General features: G+C 71.7%; 18 protein-coding genes and 1 tRNA gene. 5 read left to right on the plus strand and 14 right to left on the minus strand.

The window, feature by feature from the left end:
- Positions 1 to 4 precede the first annotated feature (4 nt).
- The 4 genes from ehuA to ehuB are packed head-to-tail and all read right to left on the minus strand — an operon-like array spanning position 5 to position 3,033.
- Positions 5 to 802: an ectoine/hydroxyectoine ABC transporter ATP-binding protein EhuA gene (gene ehuA / locus AB0H86_RS29075; RefSeq protein WP_362444974.1), complete on the minus strand. Its 798-nt coding sequence runs from the start codon at positions 800 to 802 to the stop codon at positions 5 to 7.
- The gene (ehuD, locus tag AB0H86_RS29080; RefSeq protein ID WP_362444977.1) at positions 792 to 1,439 is read right to left on the minus strand and encodes an ectoine/hydroxyectoine ABC transporter permease subunit EhuD; all 648 of its coding nucleotides are present in this window, start codon (positions 1,437 to 1,439) and stop codon (positions 792 to 794) included. The genes ehuA and ehuD overlap by 11 nt, the downstream gene beginning before the upstream one ends.
- Positions 1,436 to 2,176 (minus strand): ectoine/hydroxyectoine ABC transporter permease subunit EhuC, encoded by a 741-nt coding sequence (ehuC, locus tag AB0H86_RS29085; RefSeq protein WP_362444980.1) that lies wholly within the window; start codon positions 2,174 to 2,176, stop codon positions 1,436 to 1,438. The genes ehuD and ehuC overlap by 4 nt, the downstream gene beginning before the upstream one ends.
- Positions 2,176 to 3,033: an ectoine/hydroxyectoine ABC transporter substrate-binding protein EhuB gene (ehuB, locus tag AB0H86_RS29090; protein WP_362444983.1), complete on the minus strand. Its 858-nt coding sequence runs from the start codon at positions 3,031 to 3,033 to the stop codon at positions 2,176 to 2,178. Before ehuB ends, ehuC begins: the two co-directional genes overlap by 1 nt.
- Positions 3,034 to 3,199: 166 nt before the next feature.
- Here ehuB and AB0H86_RS29095 point away from each other — a divergent pair, with 166 nt between their 5' ends.
- Positions 3,200 to 3,694, plus strand: a complete 495-nt coding sequence (locus AB0H86_RS29095) for a DUF3830 family protein (protein ID WP_362444986.1) — start codon at positions 3,200 to 3,202, stop codon at positions 3,692 to 3,694.
- A 3-nt stretch (positions 3,695 to 3,697) separates the two neighbouring features.
- Here AB0H86_RS29095 and AB0H86_RS29100 read toward each other — a convergent pair whose 3' ends face one another.
- Together AB0H86_RS29100 and AB0H86_RS29105 are read right to left on the minus strand one after the other, a co-directional pair.
- Positions 3,698 to 5,089 (minus strand): amidase, encoded by a 1,392-nt coding sequence (locus AB0H86_RS29100; RefSeq protein WP_362444989.1) that lies wholly within the window; start codon positions 5,087 to 5,089, stop codon positions 3,698 to 3,700.
- A gap of 20 nt (positions 5,090 to 5,109) precedes the next feature.
- Positions 5,110 to 6,090 carry a D-2-hydroxyacid dehydrogenase gene (locus AB0H86_RS29105; RefSeq protein WP_362444991.1) on the minus strand — a complete coding sequence of 327 codons (981 nt, stop codon included), beginning with the start codon at positions 6,088 to 6,090 and terminating at the stop codon, positions 5,110 to 5,112.
- A gap of 200 nt (positions 6,091 to 6,290) precedes the next feature.
- On the opposite strand from AB0H86_RS29105, the gene AB0H86_RS29110 reads away from it, so the two are divergent.
- The 3 genes from AB0H86_RS29110 (at position 6,291) to AB0H86_RS29120 (ending at position 9,288) form a co-directional block, all read left to right on the plus strand.
- The gene (locus tag AB0H86_RS29110) at positions 6,291 to 7,115 is read left to right on the plus strand and encodes a decarboxylase (RefSeq protein WP_362445091.1); all 825 of its coding nucleotides are present in this window, start codon (positions 6,291 to 6,293) and stop codon (positions 7,113 to 7,115) included.
- Complete coding sequence (locus AB0H86_RS29115) at positions 7,112 to 7,843, plus strand: decarboxylase (RefSeq protein WP_362444994.1); 732 nt, start codon at positions 7,112 to 7,114, stop codon at positions 7,841 to 7,843. The genes AB0H86_RS29110 and AB0H86_RS29115 overlap by 4 nt, the downstream gene beginning before the upstream one ends.
- A gap of 350 nt (positions 7,844 to 8,193) precedes the next feature.
- The gene (locus AB0H86_RS29120; RefSeq protein WP_362444997.1) at positions 8,194 to 9,288 is read left to right on the plus strand and encodes an LLM class flavin-dependent oxidoreductase; all 1,095 of its coding nucleotides are present in this window, start codon (positions 8,194 to 8,196) and stop codon (positions 9,286 to 9,288) included.
- A 39-nt stretch (positions 9,289 to 9,327) separates the two neighbouring features.
- Here the strand turns inward: AB0H86_RS29120 and AB0H86_RS29125 are convergent, their stop codons facing one another.
- Positions 9,328 to 11,136 (minus strand): EAL domain-containing protein, encoded by a 1,809-nt coding sequence (locus AB0H86_RS29125; RefSeq protein ID WP_362445000.1) that lies wholly within the window; start codon positions 11,134 to 11,136, stop codon positions 9,328 to 9,330.
- A 313-nt stretch (positions 11,137 to 11,449) separates the two neighbouring features.
- Here AB0H86_RS29125 and AB0H86_RS29130 point away from each other — a divergent pair, with 313 nt between their 5' ends.
- Positions 11,450 to 12,712, plus strand: coding sequence for a M6 family metalloprotease domain-containing protein (locus tag AB0H86_RS29130; RefSeq protein WP_362445003.1), 1,263 nt, complete (start codon positions 11,450 to 11,452; stop codon positions 12,710 to 12,712).
- Positions 12,713 to 12,834: 122 nt separating this feature from the next.
- On the opposite strand, the gene AB0H86_RS29135 is transcribed toward AB0H86_RS29130, so the two are convergent.
- From AB0H86_RS29135 to AB0H86_RS29165, 7 genes are all read right to left on the minus strand, one after another.
- A tRNA-Lys gene (locus tag AB0H86_RS29135) sits at positions 12,835 to 12,908 on the minus strand.
- On the minus strand, positions 12,899 to 13,498 hold the full coding sequence (locus AB0H86_RS29140; protein WP_362445006.1) for a bifunctional DNA primase/polymerase: 600 nt from the start codon (positions 13,496 to 13,498) through the stop codon (positions 12,899 to 12,901). The genes AB0H86_RS29135 and AB0H86_RS29140 overlap by 10 nt, the downstream gene beginning before the upstream one ends.
- 138 nt (positions 13,499 to 13,636) lie before the next feature.
- A complete protein-coding gene (locus AB0H86_RS29145; protein ID WP_362445009.1) occupies positions 13,637 to 14,005 on the minus strand; it encodes a hypothetical protein in 369 nt (122 codons plus the stop codon).
- Positions 14,006 to 14,235: 230 nt separating this feature from the next.
- Positions 14,236 to 15,573 (minus strand): AAA domain-containing protein, encoded by a 1,338-nt coding sequence (locus AB0H86_RS29150; protein ID WP_362445012.1) that lies wholly within the window; start codon positions 15,571 to 15,573, stop codon positions 14,236 to 14,238.
- On the minus strand, positions 15,570 to 17,159 hold the full coding sequence (locus tag AB0H86_RS29155; RefSeq protein ID WP_362445015.1) for a hypothetical protein: 1,590 nt from the start codon (positions 17,157 to 17,159) through the stop codon (positions 15,570 to 15,572). The genes AB0H86_RS29150 and AB0H86_RS29155 overlap by 4 nt, the downstream gene beginning before the upstream one ends.
- Positions 17,150 to 18,280 (minus strand): hypothetical protein, encoded by a 1,131-nt coding sequence (locus AB0H86_RS29160; protein WP_362445018.1) that lies wholly within the window; start codon positions 18,278 to 18,280, stop codon positions 17,150 to 17,152. The genes AB0H86_RS29155 and AB0H86_RS29160 overlap by 10 nt, the downstream gene beginning before the upstream one ends.
- On the minus strand, positions 18,231 to 19,184 hold the full coding sequence (locus tag AB0H86_RS29165) for a phosphatase PAP2 family protein (protein ID WP_362445021.1): 954 nt from the start codon (positions 19,182 to 19,184) through the stop codon (positions 18,231 to 18,233). The genes AB0H86_RS29160 and AB0H86_RS29165 overlap by 50 nt, the downstream gene beginning before the upstream one ends.
- Between the last annotated feature and the right edge of the window lie 42 nt (positions 19,185 to 19,226).

Consider the following 19,226-nt stretch of genomic DNA (forward strand, 5'->3'; position numbering starts at 1 on the left):
TAGGTCACAGCACGGCGCTGAGAAATTCCCGGGTCCGGTCCTGCTCGGGCTCGCTGAAGATCTTCTCCGGGGAACCCGACTCGATGACCCGGCCCGAGTCGAACATCAGGACCTGGTCGGAGATGTCCCGGGCGAAGTTCATCTCGTGGGTCACGCAGAGCATCGTGATGTCGGTGGTGCGGGCGATGTCCCGCAGTACGTCCAGGACGCCGGCCACCAGCTCCGGGTCCAGCGCGGAGGTCACCTCGTCCAGGAGCAGGATCTGCGGCCGCATGGCCAGTGCCCGGGCTATCGCCACCCGCTGCTGCTGGCCACCGGACAGCTGGGTCGGCCGGGCGTCGCACTTGTCTGCGAGGCCCACCAGGTCGAGCAGTCCGCGGGCCCGCTCCTCCGCCTCGTCCTTGGACAGGCCGAGCACGGTGACCGGGGCCTCCATGATGTTCCTGAGGGCCGTCATGTTCGGGAACAGGTTGAACTGCTGGAACACCATCCCGATCTTCTTGCGGACCTCGCGGACCTGCTTCTCGGGGGCCGGGAACAGCCGCTCCCCGTCGACGGTGATCGTGCCCTCGTCGGGCTTGGTCAGTGTCATCAGCAGCCGCAGGATGGTCGTCTTGCCGGAGCCGGACGGCCCGATCAGCGTGACGTGCTTGCCGGAGTCCACGGAGAAGTCCAGCCGGTCGAGGACGGTGTTGCTCCCGAACCGCTTGGTGACCTGCTCCAGCCGGATCAGTTCGCTGCCGTCCACCGGCGGATTGGCGAGTGTTTCGGTGTTCTCTGCGGGATTGGTGTCAGCGGACAAGGCGTCGCTCCAGGGCTCGGATCAGGAGGGAGGCGGGGTAGGCGATGACGATGAAGGCCACACCCACCACGGTGAGCGCCTCCGTGGTGAAGGTCTCGTTGCTGAAGGCCTGGGCCTCGCCGAGCATGTCGAAGGCGCCGATGGTCGCGATCATCGGCGAGTCCTTGAGCATGGCGACGACGTAGTTGCCCAGCGGCGGGACCACGCGGCGGATCGCCTGCGGAAGGATCACCGCCTGCCAGGTGCGGGCCTTGGGCAGGCTCAGCGCCGTGGCCGCCTCCCACTGGCCGGCGGGGACGCCGTCGATGCCCGCGCGGTAGACCTCGGCGGTGTAGGTGGAGTAGTGCAGTCCGAGGCCGACGATGCCGGTGGTGAGCGGCGACATCGACGGGCCGAAGTTGGGCACCACGTAGAAGAGGAAGAACAGCTGCACCAGCAGCGGTGTGTTGCGGATGAACTCCGTGACGGCGACGACCGGCCAGCGCACCCAGACCTGCGTGGACCGCTGTGCCAGCGCCCACACCAGACCCAGCGCGAAGGCGATCAGGGTGCCGATGGCCAGGGCCTGCAGGGTGACGAGTACGCCGTCCCAGAACCGCGGCATGAAGTCGTCCACGACGTTCCAGTCCCAGCTCATCCCATACCTCCTGCGGACTGCGAACCGGCCTGCAGGCTCTCGCCGCGGGCGCCGGGCTTCCTGGTGATCCCGCCGGTCTTCTCCGGCCGCTGCCCGATTCCGGCCTTCGCCCTGCGCTCCACCAGCCGCATACCGCGGGTGATGAGGAAGGCGAGAACGAAGTAGAGGACCAGCAGCAGGGTGTAGATCGGGGTGGTCTCGTTGGTGCCCAGCCGGAGCAGATTGCCGGCGAACGTCATGTCGGCCACCGTGATGACCGAGACCAGGGCGGTGCCCTTCAGCAACTCGATCAGCAGGTTGTTGAACGGCGGCACCATCTCGGGCCACGCCTGGGGCAGTTCGATCAGGCGCAGCCGCTGCCAGCGGGTGAAGTTGAGGGCGATGCCCGCTTCCTTCTGCGCCGGGGTGACGGCGGCCAGGGAACCGCGGACGACCTCGGAGCCGTAGGCGCCGTAGGTCAGGCCCAGGGCGCTGACGCCGGCCCACATGGGCACCAGCTGCCAGCCGAAGAGGGGCAGCGCGAAGAACATCCAGAACATCAGTACCAGCGCCGACATGCCACGGAAGATCTCGAAGTAGGCCCCGGCGACGAAGCGGACGATCCAGTACTGCGAACCGCGGGCGAGACCGATCCCGAACGAGATGGCCGCGCCGAGGGCCGCGGCGTACACCGTCACCTGGATGGTGACCCAGATGCCCGGCAGGAACCAGGTGGTGAAGAACTCCGAACTCATCATCAGCCGCACAGCTCCTTCGCCGTGAGGTCCGTCATGTCGGCCTTGGAGAAGCCGAAGGGACCGACGATCTCGAGGAGTTCCTTGTAGTCGTTCGCCTTGAGCTTCAGCAGTTCCTTGTTGAACTCGTCACGGAAGTTCTTCTCGGACAGCCGGAAGGCGAATCCGCCCGCGCCATAGGCGGGCTTGCCGTCCATCACGGGCTGGAACGGCTCGGTCGCCGACACGCGTCCGGAACCCACCACCGCCGTCTTGACCGTGATGCGGGTGCCCGCGAAGGCGTCCACTCGTCCCTGGGCCACCGCGTCGAGGCCGGCCACCTGGTCCGGCAGGATCAGGACACTGCTGATACCCGCGGCCTTGGCGTAGTCGATCTGGGCGTAGGCCTTGCCGGTGGCGAGCTTGAGGCCCTTCTTCTTGACGTCCGCATAGGTCTTGATGCCGTGCGGATTGCCCTTCTTGACGATGAAGGCGTCCAGCATGAGGTAGTCCGGGTCGGCGAACATCACCTGTTCGCACCGGAGGGGATTGATGTACATCCCGGCGGACACCACATCGAACTGCCGGGCCTTCAGTCCGGGTATGAGGGCGCCGAAGTCCACCGGCACCGGCTTGACCTCGTCGATGCCGAGCCTCTTGAAGAGCACCCGCGCGATCGCCGGCGCTTCCCCGGTGGCCTGTCCGTCGTCCCCCACGTAACCGAAGGGCGGCTCGCTGGCGATACCGATCTTCACCGACCCCTGGTCGCGCAGGGTGTCCAACAGGCTGCCGCCCAGTACCTTCCCTTCACCGGGAACGCGGCTGCAGCCGACCATCCCGAGACTTCCCGCGGCGCCCAGCGACACAGCTCCGGCAAGCATGGAGCGGCGGCTGAGCAATCTGTGGGATCCGTTGTCGGTTCCTGATCGGTTTGCGTGTGGTCGAGCCATGGGCGCGCGGCTACCCGACTTCATTCGAGTTATGCCGATCACTTTTGGCCCCGGTTGTCGCCGAGGCCCCCTTGACCGCGGGTGGACCATGGAACGCATGGCTGACCGATACATCGAAGTCTCCCTGGTCAAGCGCGGAATCACCGCCACGGCAAAGCTGCTCGACGATCGCGCGCCGATCACCTGCGCGGCCGTCTGGGATTCACTTCCGCTCGCCGGAGACGTCTACCACGCCAAATACGCCCGTAATGAGATCTACGCCCTGTTCCCGCCTTTCGCGACATCGGAACCACCGCTGGAGAACCCGACAATCACCCCTATTCCGGGCGATCTGTGCTATTTCTCCTTCGCGGGAGCGGAACTCGGCACCCAGGCCTACGGCTACGACCGCGAGGTCCGCCCCGGCACCACGGTCGTCGACCTGGCCCTCTTCTACGAACGCAACAACCTGCTCCTCAACGGAGACGTCGGCTGGGTCCCGGGCATCGTCTGGGGCCAGATCACCGAGGGCCTGCCCGCGTTGGCGGACGCCTGCAACGACCTGTGGCGGACCGGGGCGGCGGGGGAGACCCTCAGCTTCCGGCGGGCGTGACCCTCACCTGACGTACGACGCGGCCCCCGTCTCGTACAGCGCGTGGGCCGCCCGGAGCACCAGGTCGTCGCGGTGGCGGGCGGCCACCAGCTGGAGCCCGACGGGCAGCCCGTCGCCGTCCGTGCCCACCGGGACGGAGGCGGCCGGCTGCTGCGTCAGGTTGAACGGGTACGTGAACGGGGTCCAGCCCGTCCAGCGGTGGTGGCCGGAACCCTTCGGTACCTCGACGCCCGCCTCGAACGCCGTGATCGGCAGGGTCGGGGTGACCAGCAGGTCGTAGGAGTCGTGGAAGCGGCCCATGCGGCGCCCGAGTTCCATGCGGACATCCACCGCGGCCAGGTAGTCGAGCGCGCTGTAGCGGGCACCCTGGTCGCAGATCTCGCGCAGGCCCGGGTCGAGCAACTCCCGCTGCCGCGGCCCGAAGTGCTGGGTCACGCGGGCCGCGCCGCTGAACCACAGGGTGTGGAAGGCGTCGACCGGGTCGGTGAAGTCGGGGTCGGCCTCGGTGACGTACGCGCCGAGTTCCGCCAGCCGCTGCACGCCCCGCCGTACCGCCGCCGCGACCTCCGGCTGTACGGCGACCTGGCCGCCGAGGGACGGTGAGTAGGCGACCCGGAGCCCTCGCACCCCGTCCGACAGTCCCGCCGAGTAGGGGCCCGGCGCCGGGGCGAGCGCCGACCAGTCGCGGGAGTCGGCGGCCCCGATCACGTCGAGGAGCAGGGCCGCGTCCGCCGCGTCCCGGGTCATCGGGCCCACATGGGCGAGGGTGCCGAAGGCGCTCGCCGGATACAGCGGCACCCGGCCGTACGTCGGCTTCAGGGCGAAGATCCCGCAGAACGCGGCCGGGATACGGACACTGCCGCCGCCGTCGGTGCCGAGGGCCAGGGGGCCCGCGCCGAGGGCCACGGCCGCCGCCGCGCCGCCGCTGGAGCCGCCCGCGGTGCGGGTCGGATCGTGCGGGTTGCGGGTCACGCCGGTCAGCGGGGAGTCCGTGACGCCCTTCCAGCCGAACTCCGGGGTGGTGGTCTTGCCGAGGAAGACCGCGCCGTGCTCACGCAGGCGGGCGACGGACGGCGCGTCCTCGTCCCAAGGCCCCTGCTCCGAGAGTGCCTTGGAGCCCTTCAGCGTCGGCGCGCCGCGCAGCAACAGGATGTCCTTCACCGTGACCGGGACGCCGTCCACCAGCCCGACCGGCTCACCGCGTCGCCATCGGTCGGCCGACACCCGCGCCTGCGCGAGCGCCTCGTCCGCGGTGAGCCGCGTGAACGCGTTCACCTCGGGCTGGATCGCCTCCGCGCGCTCCAAGGCCGCGCGGGTCGCCTCCACGGGGCTGAAGTCGCCCTTGCGGTAGCCCTCGACGAGTTGTACCGCGGTCAGTTCGCTGAGCTCCGTCATCCGGGCCCCTCCGTAGGACGTCAATGTCCGGGTACATACCCCCGCTGCTTGTCCACCACGTTAGGCAGTGATCCACCCGCCTCCCAGAGCCCGTACATCTCCACGAACTGGCTGCCCAGATCGTCCCGCCAGCCGACCGTGTCACCGCTCATGTGCGGGGACACGATCAGGTTCGGGGTCTGCCACAACGGGCTGTCGGGAGCGAGGGGTTCGTGCTCGAAGACGTCCAGCGCGGCGCCCGCGATCCAGTGCTTGGACAGTGCCTCGACCAACGCGTCCTCGACCACCAGCGGTCCCCGGCCGATGTTGATGAACCGGGCCGAGGGCTGCATCAGGCCGAAGCGGCGGGCGTCGAACATGCCGTGCGTCCGCTCCGTGAGCGGCGCCGCCGCGATCACCCAGTCCGCGCGGGCCATCAGCCGGTCCAGGTCGTCCGGGCCGTGGACGCCGGTGCGCGGGGTACGGCCGACGAGGGCGGTCGTGACGCCGAGCGCCTCCAGCGTGGCGACGATCGCCCGCCCGATGGGCCCGGCGCCGACGACGCACGCGCGCGTGCCGGTCACCCGCTGAGACTCGCGGTGCCGCCAGGTCCCGCGCTGCTGCAACTCCCAGGTCCGCGGCAGGTCCTTGGCCATCGACAGCACCAGCGCGGCCACGTACTCGGCGATCGGCTGGTCGAAGACACCCCGAGCGTTCGTCACCACCGTGTCGGAGGCGGCGAGTTCGGGGCACATCAGATGGTCCACGCCCGCGCTCGCCGTGTGTACCCAGCGTGGTCGCGGGCCTTCGCCCGGCCAGGCCGCGCGGACCGCGCGCGAGGTGAAGTTCCACACCAGCAGGACATCGGCGGACGGCAGCCGTTCGGCGAGGGTCGAGGCGTCCGCGTGCTCGACGCGGGCCCGGCCGGTGAGGCTGCCGAGGCGGGGCGGCGGGCTCGGCGGGTCGGCGTCCAGGACCAGGAGGGTGGGGACCGACGAGGGACCGGAGGGGGGCGCGGTCATGCGGAAGAAGCCATTCGATGTACCGATTCTTCGAGGGTGGCAGCCGTCTGACGTGGGCGGACACCGGCTGGTGACCGAGGCGTGATGTGAAGGTCACGAGGGCGGATTGACCACGCTCGCACCCGAACCTACCTTCGTCAACACGGGCTTGCGTACGGTCCGTTGTCCTCTGGTCCCTCAGTGTGAGGCCGGTGTCTGCATTGGACGTTTCGTTTCTGGGGGGTCCTCGCCCCCAGCGCGGTGTCGGGGTCGTCGCCCCGTTCGATTTCGCCCTCGACCGCGAGCTGTGGCGCTGGGTGCCCGACGAGGTCTCCCTCCATCTGACCCGAACGCCCTACGTCCCGGTCGAGGTCAGCCTCGACCTCGCTCGCCTGGTCAGCGAGCACGAGACCCTGCACGAGGCGGTGCGCACGCTGACCGCCATCTCACCCGAGGTCGTGGCCTACGCCTGCACGTCCGGCAGTTTCGTCGGCGGGATCCCCGGGGAACGCGCGATGTGCGAGGCGATGACCCGGGCGGGCGCGCTGCCCTCGGTGACGACGTCCGGGGCGCTGTTGGAGGCGCTCGTGGAGCTCGGCGTACGCCGGGTCGCGCTGGTCACGCCCTACACGGTGTCCGTCACCCGCGCGCTGGAGGAGTACGTGGCCGAGGCGGGCGTCACCGTGACCGGCTGCGCGTACATGGGCCTGACCAGGCACATCTGGAAGGTTCCGTACCGGGATGTGGCGGACATGGCCCGCGGGGCCGGGCTCGGCGGGGCCGAGGCGCTGTTCATCAGCTGCACCAATCTCCCGACCTACGACGTGATCCCCCAGCTGGAGGCGGAGCTGCGGATCCCGGTGATCTCGGCCAACCAGGTGACGATGTGGGCTGCGTTGCGCCGTCTGGGTACCCGAGCCGTGGGACCGTACCAGGCGCTGATCGATCCGGCGGCCCGGCTCGGTCCCGTACTGCCGGACGTACCGGGGCTACCGGACGTCCCGCGACTGCCGGACGAAGAACAGCAGCAGGAAGGCTGGACATGACAGCACTGGGATTCCTCTATCCGGGCCACTCCGCGGAGGACGACTATCCGCGCATCGAACAGTTGCTCGGCAGTGACATCCGCCTGGACCTGGTGCACACCGACATCGGCGAGGACGCGCACCGGGTCGACGCCCTACTCGAAATGGGTTCCGCCGGCCGGCTCGCGGCGGGTGTCGAGGAGCTGCGCCTGGGCGGCGCCGAGTCGGTGGTGTGGGCGTGCACGAGCGGCAGTTTCGTCTACGGCTGGGAGGGCGCCCATGAGCAGGTACGCACCCTCGCTCGCACCGCCGGCATGCCGGCCTCCTCCACCTCCTTCGCCTTCGTGCACGCCGTTCGGGAGCTCGGAGTGGGCCGGGTGGCCGTCGGCGCGACCTATCCGGACGACGTGGCGGACCTCTTCGCGCAGTTCCTGCGCGCGGCCGGCGTGGAGGTCACCGGGGTCCGCGGCTCCGGAATCATCACGGCGGCGGAGGTCGGGACGTGGGGAGAGGCCGAGGTGTTCGCCCTGGCCCGCGAGGCCGACGCGGCGGACGCCGAGGCCCTCCTCCTCCCCGACACGGCCCTGCACACGGCGGCCCACATCCCGGCCCTGGAGAAAGAACTGGGCAAGCCCGTCCTCACAGCCAACCAGGTAACGGTCTGGGAAGCCCTCAGGCTGGCAGACCGCAGGGTGAACGCCCCATCCTTGGGAGCCCTGTTCACCAGGGAACCCATCGTCCAGGCGTAACGCGGGGAGTGCGGCTGGGCGAGACCGGGGGTCTGGGGCGAAGCCCCAGATCTTTTCAAGCCCGGCTTCTCGAGAAACCGAGACGGGCGGAGTGTGGGTGGGCGAGAACCCGGGGTCTGGGGCGAAGCCCCCGGGCGGGGCCCCCCCCCCCCCCCCCCCCCCCCCCCCCCCGGCGGGGGGGGGGGGGGGGGGGGGGGGGGGGGGGGGGGCCGGCCCGCGGGGGCGCCCCCCCCCCCCCCCCGACGCCCACCCCCACCCACCCCGAGCCGCCCCCCGGGCCGGAATAACCGGAGACCCCCTCCTGTTACCTCCGGAGGACACCGCACCGGCCCAACCCAGGAGGCACCCCCGTGACCGCAACGGCAGACGAGACCCGGGGAAAAACACACGGCACCGCCCCCACCCCGCTCTCCGTCCTGGACCTGGTCACCGTCGGCGCCGGCCGCACCGCCACCGACGCCCTGCGCACCAGCGTCGAGATAGCCAAGCTCGCGGAGTCCCGCCACTTCCATCGCTACTGGGTCGCCGAACACCACTCCATGCCGGGCGTGGCGTCCAGCTCCCCCGCCGTGATCCTCGCCCACCTCGCCGCCCACACCACCCGCATCCGCCTCGGCTCGGGCGGCGTGATGCTCCCCAACCACGCCCCGCTGGTGATCGCGGAACAGTTCGGCACACTCGAGGCGATGGCCCCGGGCCGCGTGGACCTCGGCCTCGGCCGCGCCCCGGGCACGGACGGCGCCACCGCCGCCGCCCTCCGCCGCACCGACCGGCTCAACGAGGGCGCCGACGACTTCCCCCAGCAGCTCGCGGAGCTCATCCGCTTCCTCGACGACGACTTCCCGGACGGCCACCGCTACCGCCGTATCCACGCCGTCCCCGGCCCGGTTCAGGCGACCTCCCCGGGCGGCGTCCAGTCCCCGCACCGCCCGCCCGTCTGGCTCCTCGGCTCCTCCGGCTTCAGCGCCCGCCTGGCCGGCGAGCTCGGCCTGCCCTTCGCCTTCGCGCACCACTTCTCGGCCCAGAACACCGTCCCGGCCCTGGACCTGTACCGCGAGGCCTTCCAGCCGTCCGCCGTCCTGGACCAGCCGTACGCCCTCATCGGTGTCTCCGCCCTCGCCACCGAGGACGAGAAGGAAGCCCGTCGGCAGGTCCTGGCCGCCGCCCTGAACATGGTGCGGCTGCGCACCGGCCGCCCAGGACTCGTCCCCACCCCCGAAGAGGCCGAGGCCTACGCGTTCAGCCCGATGGAGCGCGAGTTCGTCGACTCCTGGAACGCCAACGTCATCCACGGCACCCCCGACGAGGTCCGCTCCGGCCTCGACGACCTCCACAAGCGCACCGGCGCCGACGAGCTGATGATCACGGGCAACGCCCACAGCGGCGACGTACGCCTGCGCTCCTACGAACTCATCGCGGACGCCTACGGACTCCCGACCGCCTGAGCCCGCGCCGCACACCCGCACACCTCACACCCGCAGGCGTCACACCCGTACATCCAGCAATCCGGAGATACGATCCGGCGGCACCGGCCGTGAGTACAGCCACCCCTGGCCGGTGTCGCAGCCGATCCGCCGCAGCCGCGCGGCCTGCGCGGACGTCTCCACGCACTCCGCGGTGACCGTCAGCCCCAGCCGGTGGGCGAGCTGGATCATCGCCTCGACGACGACCTCGTCGGCCGGGTTCGGCGGGACGCCCTCCCCCTCGTACTGGAAGCCCCGTACGAACGAACCGTCCAGCTTCAGCACCGACACCGGCAGCCGGCTGAGGTACGCCAGGTTCGAGTAGCCCGTGCCGAAGTCGTCGATGGCGATGTGCACGCCCATGTCGCTGAGGGCTTGGAGCGCCTGGAGCGGCCGGCCCGCCGAGCCCATCACCGCGGACTCCGTGAGCTCCAGTTGGAGCAGGTGCGGTGCCAGCTCCGTCTCCGCGAGGATCTCGGCCACGTCCGCGACCAGGTCGGAGTCCCAGACCTGACGGACCGCCACGTTCACGCTCACGAAGACCGGCGGCTCGTCCGGATGGTCCAACTGCCAACGCCGCGCCTGACGGCAGGCCGTGGCCAGCACCCAGCGGCCGAGCTGCACGATCGAGCCGTCCTCCTCGGCCAGTCCGATGAACCGATTCGGCGTCAGCATGCCGAACTGCGGGTGGTTCCAGCGCACCAGGGCCTCGACGCCCCGCAGCCGGCCGTCCTCCATCCCCACCAACGGCTGGTACTCCAGCACGAACTCGCCGCGTTCGATCGCCGGGCGCAGGGTGGAGGCGAGGGCCTGCCGGGTCATGCGATGGGCGTTGCGCTCCGGGTCGAAGAGGGTCCAGCGGGCCTTGCCGTCGGCCTTGGCCCAGTACAGCGTGGTGTCGGCGGCCTGCATGAGCCCGGTCGCGCTGGTGCCCGCAGCCCGTCGTTCCACCACGCCGATCGAGGCCGACACCGACAGCCGTTGCCCGGAGATGTCGAAGGGCGCCTGGACCGCGGTCAGTACGGCCTCGGCGAGATCGGCGACCTGTTCGGTGCCGGTGGAGTCCTCGACGAGAAGCGCGAACTCGTCGCCGCCGAGCCGGGCCACCAGCGGCGCGCTGACCCGTCCGAGGCCGGCCTCGTCGGCGCAGCGGGTGAGACGGTCGGCGACGGCGGCCAGCAGCCGGTCACCGATCCGGTGGCCGAGGGTGTCGTTGACGGCCTTGAAGCCGTCGAGGTCCAGGTAGCACAGGCCGATCCGGCCGGTGCCGCACTGCTCGTACGACTCCGCCTCCAGCGCGGCCGAAAGCCGTTCGAAGAACAGGGTGCGGTTGGGCAGCCGGGTTACCGGGTCGTGCATCTGCAAGTGCCTGAGCCGCGCCTGGAGTTCACGGCGGGCGGTGATGTCGGTGATGGACAGCAGGACCGCGCCGGGCCCCTCTCCCGCAAGGGGCGCGACCGTGACCTGTGCCCACAGGGACTGGCCGTCGGGGTGCTTGAGCCGACGGGCGCAGCGCAGCCTGGCCTGCCGGCCGCGCAGAACCTCCCGATAGGCGTGCCAGGTCCGCGCGTCGGAGGCCAGGTCCACCAGGTCGGCGGCGATCCGCCCGGTCAGCTCGTCCGGCGGGCTGCCGAGCAGTTCGCCCAGCGTGGTGTTGGCGCTGACGACCAGGCCCTCGCGGTCCACGACGGCCATCGCCAGCGGAGCGGCCGTGAACACCGAGCGGTAGGGCTGGGGCGCGGCACCGGGAGCCGCGATGGCATCACTCTCTGTGACGGCTGACCGGTCGAGGTCTGCCGCGGGCGTCGGCCCTTCGGACGTTCCGCTCACCGCTCGCTCCCGCAGTGCACTCGATCGCTGTCCGGCAGGAAAGTGTGCCGATCATAGAGGCTGCCCCAAGGGCCTTCCAGCCACTATCCAGTCTCCCGGACCAACCGGCCCTTCTGACAGATCGTTTCTGCTCGGACCTTGGACGGCTTCTTCAGGCGCCTGACCAGTTGTGACGTTCCGTGAGCGGTTCCGGGGCGTCACATCTGACGACCCTTCGGCCTTCTCACTCGTCTGGTGCAGATAAACAGGGCTTTGTACGACTAATGCACACAATCTGGATGCGGTGTCCTGTGAACCGCTTCCGGAGGTCCCTGTGCCGCGTCCGTTTCCGCGCCCCCGACTGCGCAGTACCGCGGCCGTGTTCACCACCCTGTCGGCCCTCGCGGCGACCTCCCTGGTCACCGGCCCCTCGGTCGCCGAACCGTTCTCGGCGGCACCCTGTGCCCTCCAGCGCACCGAGGCCCACCACTCGGAGGGCGTGGACACCTGGAACGCCGCCTATCCGCGTCCGACCCGCGGGCTGGACGCGGTGATGGTCTTCCTGTCCTTCCCGGACTCGGCCCCGCTGACCACCCCGGCCCAGCTCGCCGCCGACCACTTCCCGGCCACCAGTCGCTTCTTCCAGCGCGCCTCATACGGCCGGTTCACCCTGCGCCCGCACCCGCTGCGGCACTGGATCCGGATGCCGCGGCCGTCGACGTCGTACGTCATGCGGCGCGACTGGAGTGCCCCGCACCGGGCCGCCTACCTGCATGACGCGCTCGCCGCGGCCGACGGGCAGGTCGACTTCTCGCGCTACGACGTCGTCTACTTCGTCGCCGATCCGGAGGCGCCCGGCGTGGACTCGGACGCGACGAAGGTGGTGAACCTGGACACCCCGCTGCGGGCCGACGGGAAGGACATCCGGCGGGTCGTGACGGTGTTCGAGCAGCACCCGCCGGACCGGCTGGTTCTGGCCCATGAGACCGGGCACGTATTCGACCTGCCGGACCTCTACCACCGGCCGGTGGACGGCAAGGGCGACTGGGACACCTTCGTCGGCGACTGGGATCTGATGGGCAGCCAGTTCGGGCTGGCGCCGGATCTGTTCGGCTGGCACAAGTGGAAACTCGGCTGGCTGGAGCCGAGGCAGGTGAAGTGCGTACAGCGGAGCGGGCCGACGCGGCTGACGTTGGAGCCGCTCGACGCGGGCCCCGGGGTGCCGGCCGTGGGCACCGCCGGGGCGCCCGCCTTCGGGATGGGCAACGGGACCAAGCTCGCGGTCGTCCGTACCGGCGTCGACAGCGCGCTCGCCTTCGAGGCGCGGGAGCCGGTGGGCAACGACACGACGGCCTGCCGGCCGGGCGTCCTCGTCTACCGGGTGAGCGGCACGGCGGAGTCCGGCCGTGGACCGGTCGAGGTGATCGACGCCCATCCGCGCACCGACGCCTGCTGGGAGAACTCCGTCTACCCGCCCCTCGCGGACGCCCCGGTCTCCCTCGGCGAGAGCTTCAGGGTGCCCGGCGAGAACGTCCGGGTGGCGGCGGAGGGGCGGACGGCCTCGGGGGCGTGGACGGTGAAGATCACGGTCGGCTGACCGCTGCCCCCCGCAGTGCGCGTCACAGCGCGCGTCACAGTGCGCGTCGACGTCGCGCGGACACAACGATGGCGAGGCCGGTTCGCGTTTCCGCGAACACTGTGCCTCGCCATCGTCCAACGTGCGCCGCCAGGGACTCGAACCCCGGACCCGCTGATTAAGAGTCAGCTGCTCTAACCAACTGAGCTAGCGGCGCCTGCTGACGTCGTAGACCTTAGCACCCAGGTCGGCGGGAGGAAAAATCGATATCCGTACGGCCGCACGGGCCGCCCTGACGGCCGCCCAGAGCAGGATTTCCGGGCCCGGCAGCCAGGGGCGACGGGTGTCCGGGGCGACCAGCCAGCGCGAGTCGGGGCGGCCCGGGGAACCGCCGCCGGCGGCCATCGGGGCGGGGACGGTCACCGCGTCGCCGGTGCCGTGGCACAAGAGCGGCGGGATGGCTCCGGTGCGGCCGAACTCCTCCCAGTGCAGCAGCGAGGGCAGCCGCTGGGCCGTGCCGGGCGCGGCGAACAGCAGCATCCGGCCCCGGAACGCCGCGACCGGCCCTGATCCCGGCCCCTCCGCCCACAGCCGGTCCACCATGCGACGCCCGAAGACGGCGGGCGCGCCGACCACGTCGAAGGTGGAGCCGCAGGGCAGTACGACCGGCGCGTCCGGCCGCTCCTCCCAGAGCGCCAGGGTGCTGCGCGGGTACGTTCCCGCGGAGGCGAGCCAGGCGGCGCCGTCCGGGGTGACTCCCGAGACGTCGGAGTGGGCGGAGATGGGCTGCTCGCGTGTGCTGCTCATGTCGGATACATCTACCGGGCGTGAGGATGCGATTCCTGAGGGTTGCCGGAAATCGGGACAGGCGGGCGGCGAGGGAGTATCTTGCCCGCATCTTGCCCGTCTGGCATATGCCCGTAGGTGTCCCGCGGTGGGGGTCTCTCACGCCGGGTCGGCGGGCCCCCGGCCGTCGACGCCGCCCCGCATCAAACCGCGCCCGAACTCCACCATCTTCTTCGCGTAGTCCTCGGTCCACTCGGCCCGCGCGGCGATGTCCGCCGGGGTCAGCCGGTCGAAACGGCGAGGGTCGGCCAACTGGGCCGCCGCGATCGCCTGGAACTCCATTGCACGGTCGGTCGCCGCCCGGAACGCGTGCGTCAGCTCCGTCGCACGGGCCAGCAGCGCGCGGGGGTCGTCGATCGACTCCAGGTCGAAGAAGTGCTCCGGATCGGCGGCGGCCTGCGCGGGCTCGAAGAGCAGGGGCGCGGGGCGCAGCCGCGGTTCGTTCCGACGCGGCGTGGGCTCCGCCATGTCTTCTCCTCCTCGTAGGTCACGAAAGATCTCGTCTCGGCTCGGGCCACCGTCCATTCTCCCGCGCCCGCGCAAGTAGGCCGAGTACCCCCGACCGTGCCCTTGCCCACTCCGGAGACATCAAGCCCGCCGACCCACACGACGCTCCCCGTAGACCGGCCCGCCCACCGGTCAGGGTCTCGAGGGAGGGCTGGGGACAGTCGGCGTCGGCCGGGTGGACGGTGTGCGGGTCACGGTCTCCAGGGCACCCGGTGTTCGGCCAGGTGTGCGAGTACCGCGTGGTTCGCCTCCCAGCCGTCCGGGAATTTCACCACCGTGCCCAGCTGGACAGGCTCCGTCGAGGGGTAGTCGTCCAGGAGGTCGGTGACGCCTGCACGGCAGACCACGATGCAGGCGTGCCGGTGGCGGGAGGCCAGTACGCACAGGCGGCCGGTTTCCAGGTGGAACGCGGTGGCGTCGGGGCGGCCGGAGAGCGGGTGGAGGACGACGGTGACGTCGAACTCGCGGCCCTGGAGACGGTTCGCCGTGTCGACGGTGACGTCCGTGGCGCCCAGGTCGGCGAGCGCCGCGCGGACCGCTGCCGCCTGGTCGCGGTGGGCCGTGCCGACGGCGATCCGGTCGGCGGTCAGGGGCGTGGGGTCGGGCCCGCGCTCCGACGTGGCCGCACCGCCCCGGTCCAGCAGCCGGCGTACGACCGCCGCCACGGCCCGGACCGCCTCGGGGTCCGTCCGCGGAGTGTGCCGCGCGGGCAGCTCCAGCAGACCCCAGCCCGACTCCGCGGCCTCGTCGATCACCCTGTCGGGACCCGACCCGTCGGAGGGGACCGCGAAGGCGAGACGGCGGTCGTCGTGGTCCGTGCCGCTGCGGAAGGGGGTGTAGGGATAGAACGCGTCGGAGACCAGGGGCGCCGCCGACGCCGGGAGCCGCCAGGACACCGGCAGCCGGTGCTGCGGCAGCTCGGGGTTGTGCGCGAGCAGGGTCGTCACGGCGGAGGCCGAGGGGTCGTACGACAGGCCCGCCCACTGCTCGCTGCCGACGATCGCGAACGGGTCCAGCTGGCCCGGGTCGCCCACGAACAGCGCCCGCTCGAAGAGACCCGCCACGGCGAGCAGCGCGTCCGAACGCATCTGGTAGGCCTCGTCGACGATCGCGTGCCGCCATGGCTCGTCGACCTTCACATGCCCCCACTTGGCGGCCGTCGAGATCACCACCGCCAGCCCGCCGAGATCGCCCGCCTTCGACGACTTCCGTACGCCTGGCAGGTCGTCCAGCGCCTTGTCGTACGGGTCGCTGTCGCTGCTGTGCAGCCGGCCCACCGGCAGGTCGGGGTTCTTCTCGGCGAGCCGCAGCACCAGGTCGTCGACCTGGGCGTTGGTCTGCGCGACGACCATCAACGGCCGTCCGGCGTCGGCCAGTTCGAGCGCGGCGCGGACGACGAGGGTGGACTTTCCGGCGCCCGGCGGGGAGTCGACGACGACACCGCGGTCGGTGCCGTGCAGGGTGTCGTGGAGGATCGCCCCGGTGGCGCGGGCCGCCAGGGCGCCGGGGTCGAAGTCCCGAGGGTTCAAAGGACGTCCTCCTGGGTCACGGGGTCGGGATCGGGAACCGTCGCCTCGCCCGGCGGTCCGCCGTGCGTCCACGGGGTGTCCTCCGGGTCGGGCAGCTTCGCCCCGCCGCGCTGCTCGTGCTCGAAGAGGGTGAAGCAGAGCAGGTCGCCCTTCTCCGGCACGGATCCGGGTTCGGGCTCCTTGCCGCGGCCCATCTTGTCGACGATCCGCAGGACCAGGACTCCCTCGTCCTCCTGCCCGACGAACTCCGCCGCCTGCGGCTTGCCGCCCAGCGCGCGGTACACCCTGGCCCGCTCGGCCAGGTGCGGCCGGTCGTCGGTGCGGACCGTGACCAGCGGGCGGGGGCTGGGCCGCTTGCCCTCGCTGTACGCCATGACGACATCCGTGACCTCGCCCGCGAACGCCTCCCCGGTCAGCCGCCGCCCGGCCATCACCAGCGGGTCGTCCAGGGACTCCTGGGCGTCCAGACGGGCCTGCTCACGCTCCCGCGCGGCGAGTTTGTTCGCGGCGGTGACCGCGTCGTCGCGGCGCGGCTGCGGGGGCTCGCCGGCCAGTACACGGTCGCGGTGGGCGGTGAACGACCAGCGGTCACGGGTCCACCGCTCCTCGACGTGCGCGCCCTCCGGCAGCGCCCGCAGCAGGTCCAGGCCCCGCCACATCGCGTCCCAGGTGGGGCGCGTCCGGCTCTCGACCAGGGTGCGCAGCTCGCGCTCGGCGGCGGTGAGGATGCCGAGCCGGTCGTCGGCCTGCAGGCCGTCCTCGGCGGCGGCGAGGGCGGTGCGGGCACGGTCGTAGCGCTCGAGGGCGGGGGCGAGCAGCGTGTTGTCGAACGCCGGGTCGGTGGCCGGGCCGGCGGGCGGGCACACCAGCTGGCCCTGCGCGTCCCGGTGGAGTTCGGCCCGAAGGGCGGCGTCGGCGCCCAGGGTGCCCTCGGGCGGGTCGATCCAGGAGAGCAGCGCGCCCAGGTGCTGGTCCTCCAGGGTGGACTGGCCCGTCGACCAGTGCCGGGCCAGTACGTCCGTCATGGCGAGCAGCAGCGAGGAGCCGGGCACCCGGGCGCGCTCCCCGAAGTGGGTCAGCCACCGGCCGAGCAAGGGCAGTCGGGGCGGCGCGGGGTAAGGCGTCTCCGGGTCCTGTTCCGCCGTACGCCTGAAGCGCATGGAGCGCCCGAGCAGCCGGACGAACTCGACTCCCGCGCGGCTGGGCACGATCAGCTGCGGGGCGTCCGTGCACAGGTCCACCTCGACCTTGACCCGCTTGCCGGTCTCCGGGTCCGCCTCGGTGCGTTCGGCGGCCTCCACGGACTCGGCGTACGTGTCGATGTACGGCAGGACGACGTCGGCCAGTTCGGCGAGGAACACGAACCTGAGGTCGCGGTCCCGGGGCTGCGGTACGACCAGTAGTCGCGGGGCGTCCCGGTCGGTGCCCACCAGCGCGCCGAGCGGCGCGCCGGCCTCACCGGCGGTGGTGAGAGGCACGAAGACGAGCGGCCGCTCGGACAGCCGCCGGTGCCGGACGGTCGCGGCGGGCTGGGCGCGGCCGGTGCTGACGGCTTCGAGGCGGGCCAGGGTGGCGATCAGTGACATGCCGCCCCCTGACGGCTGCCCAGTGCTTCGGCCCGCAGTTCGGCCGCCCTTCTGAGCGCCGCCACCGCCGGGTCGTCCGGGTCCCCGGCCTCCCCGCGGGCCGCCGCCAGGACGTCCTCGACGGTGGTGAGGCCGCCCAGTTCGGCGCGGACCGAGCGGCCCAGGGAGGTCACCGCGCCCGCGGTGCGGGACCGCTCGCGGCAGTGGAAGGCCAGCTCGCAGGCCGACAGGCACTCGGGTGCGTACGTCGCCGGGACCGCCTCGACGGCCGCCGTGAGCTCCTCGGGCGGCAACTCGGGGGCGAAGCTGGTGCCCTCGGGGAGGGCGTCGGCGATGTCCTGGAGGCGGGTCAGCCGGGCCAGCTGGCGGGCGGTCACCGCGCGCTGCTTGCGGATGTCGACGGCGGACGCGGTGGCCAGGTTGGAGAAGTCCTTCGGGCAGACCAGCAGCACATGGTGACGCACTCGCGGCGGAGGATCCAGGCGGGCGGCGACCTCCTCCAACGCCAGCACGTACACCGCGGACTGCCGGGCCGCCGCGCCGACCTTCGCCGGGTCCGCGGAGCCGTCCAGCATCGGGAAGGACTTGATCTCCACGACCGTCCAGCTGCCGTCGGGGTGCACGACCACCGCGTCCGGCTCCAGGAAGGCGGGCGAACCGGCGACGTCGAGCGCCAGCATCGGGTGGTCGAGCAGGGTCCAGCCCTCGGCCGTGGTCGCCTCGCGCAGGGCGAGGGCCGTGCGCGCGGTGCGCCCTTCGGGGCCGATCGCGGTGAGTTCGGGCACCTGGGCGTGCGACGGCGGCTCGGCCGCCCGGTCCAGCTTCTCGTGCACCAGCCGCAGCAGCTCCGCGCCGCCGTCCGACTTGACCCGGGCCTCGAAGGCGTTGCCCCGGGTCAGGGCGAACTGCGACTGCCCGAAGGCCGACGGGGCGCCCAACGCGCTCGCCAGCGCCGTCTTGTTCACCCCGGCGCCGTCGAGAATCGCGCGCCGCTCGCACCCGGGGTTGGCGGCGAGCGCCGCCAGGGCGCGCGCGTCCAGCGCCTTCGCCGGGACGTCGGGACCGCGCAGCTCAGCGAGCCGGCGCCGGAGCGCTGTCTCCCGCGTCCGTGGGGGAGGCACTCGGCTCGGCTCCGCCGGCGAATGGGGACTCGCGCTGCCGTGGAATGTGCTCACCCGCGGAAGTCTGGCATCCGGCACTGACAATTGAGGCATGTGCGCCGGGAGCGTCCCCCGTGACGACCGCGAACCGGGCCCGCAGCCGCGTCCCCGCACCCCCCGCGGCCCGCGAGACGTACGGCGTGAGAAGCAGCCCGGCGCCCATCACCGCCGCGCCCGCGACCGCGTCCAGGAAGTAGTGGTTCGCGGTGCCCATCACCACGATCGTCGTCACCAGCGGGTAGACGACAGCGGCGGTCTTCGCGGTACGCGTCCTGCCGTAACGCCACAGCATCACTCCGCACCACAGCGCCCAACCCACGTGCAGGCTCGGCATGGCGGCGTACTGGTTGGTCATACCGCCGAGGCCGCGCGGGGCGCTCGCCTCGCTGCCCCACCAGCCGTACGAGCTGTACTGGGCCATCGTGTCCACGAAACCGTGGCCCTCGGAGAGCAGGCGGGGCGGGCAGGTCGGCAGCAGGATGAAGCCGATCAGGCCGATGAAGGTGGACGCCATCAGCCAGGTGCGGGCCGCGCGGTAGCGCACGGCGTGCGACCGGAACAGCCAGATCAGGACGGCGGGCGTGACCAGGTAGTGCAGCGACGCGTACCAGAAGTCGGCGGGTACGCCCAGCCACGCCTCGTGTGTGAACAGCCGGTTGAGGGGGTGCTCGGCGTTGATGCGCAGGAACTTCTCGACGCGCAGGATCGTCAGACCGTGGTCGACGGCACTGCTGACATCGCCTCGCGCCAGCAGCCGCCCCGCCGTGTAGCAGGCGTACACGAGGAGGATCAGCGGCAGCTCGGTCCACCAGCGCAGCCGGGTGCCCCGGGCCGCCTCGATGCCTGGTGTCACGGTCTGCGGCATCCGATCGCCCTCCCCCTTCGTCTCGCCCGCCCGGTGGTGTCT

It is taken from the genome of Streptomyces sp. NPDC050997, assembly GCF_040660135.1.
GTDB lineage: Bacteria > Actinomycetota > Actinomycetes > Streptomycetales > Streptomycetaceae > Streptomyces.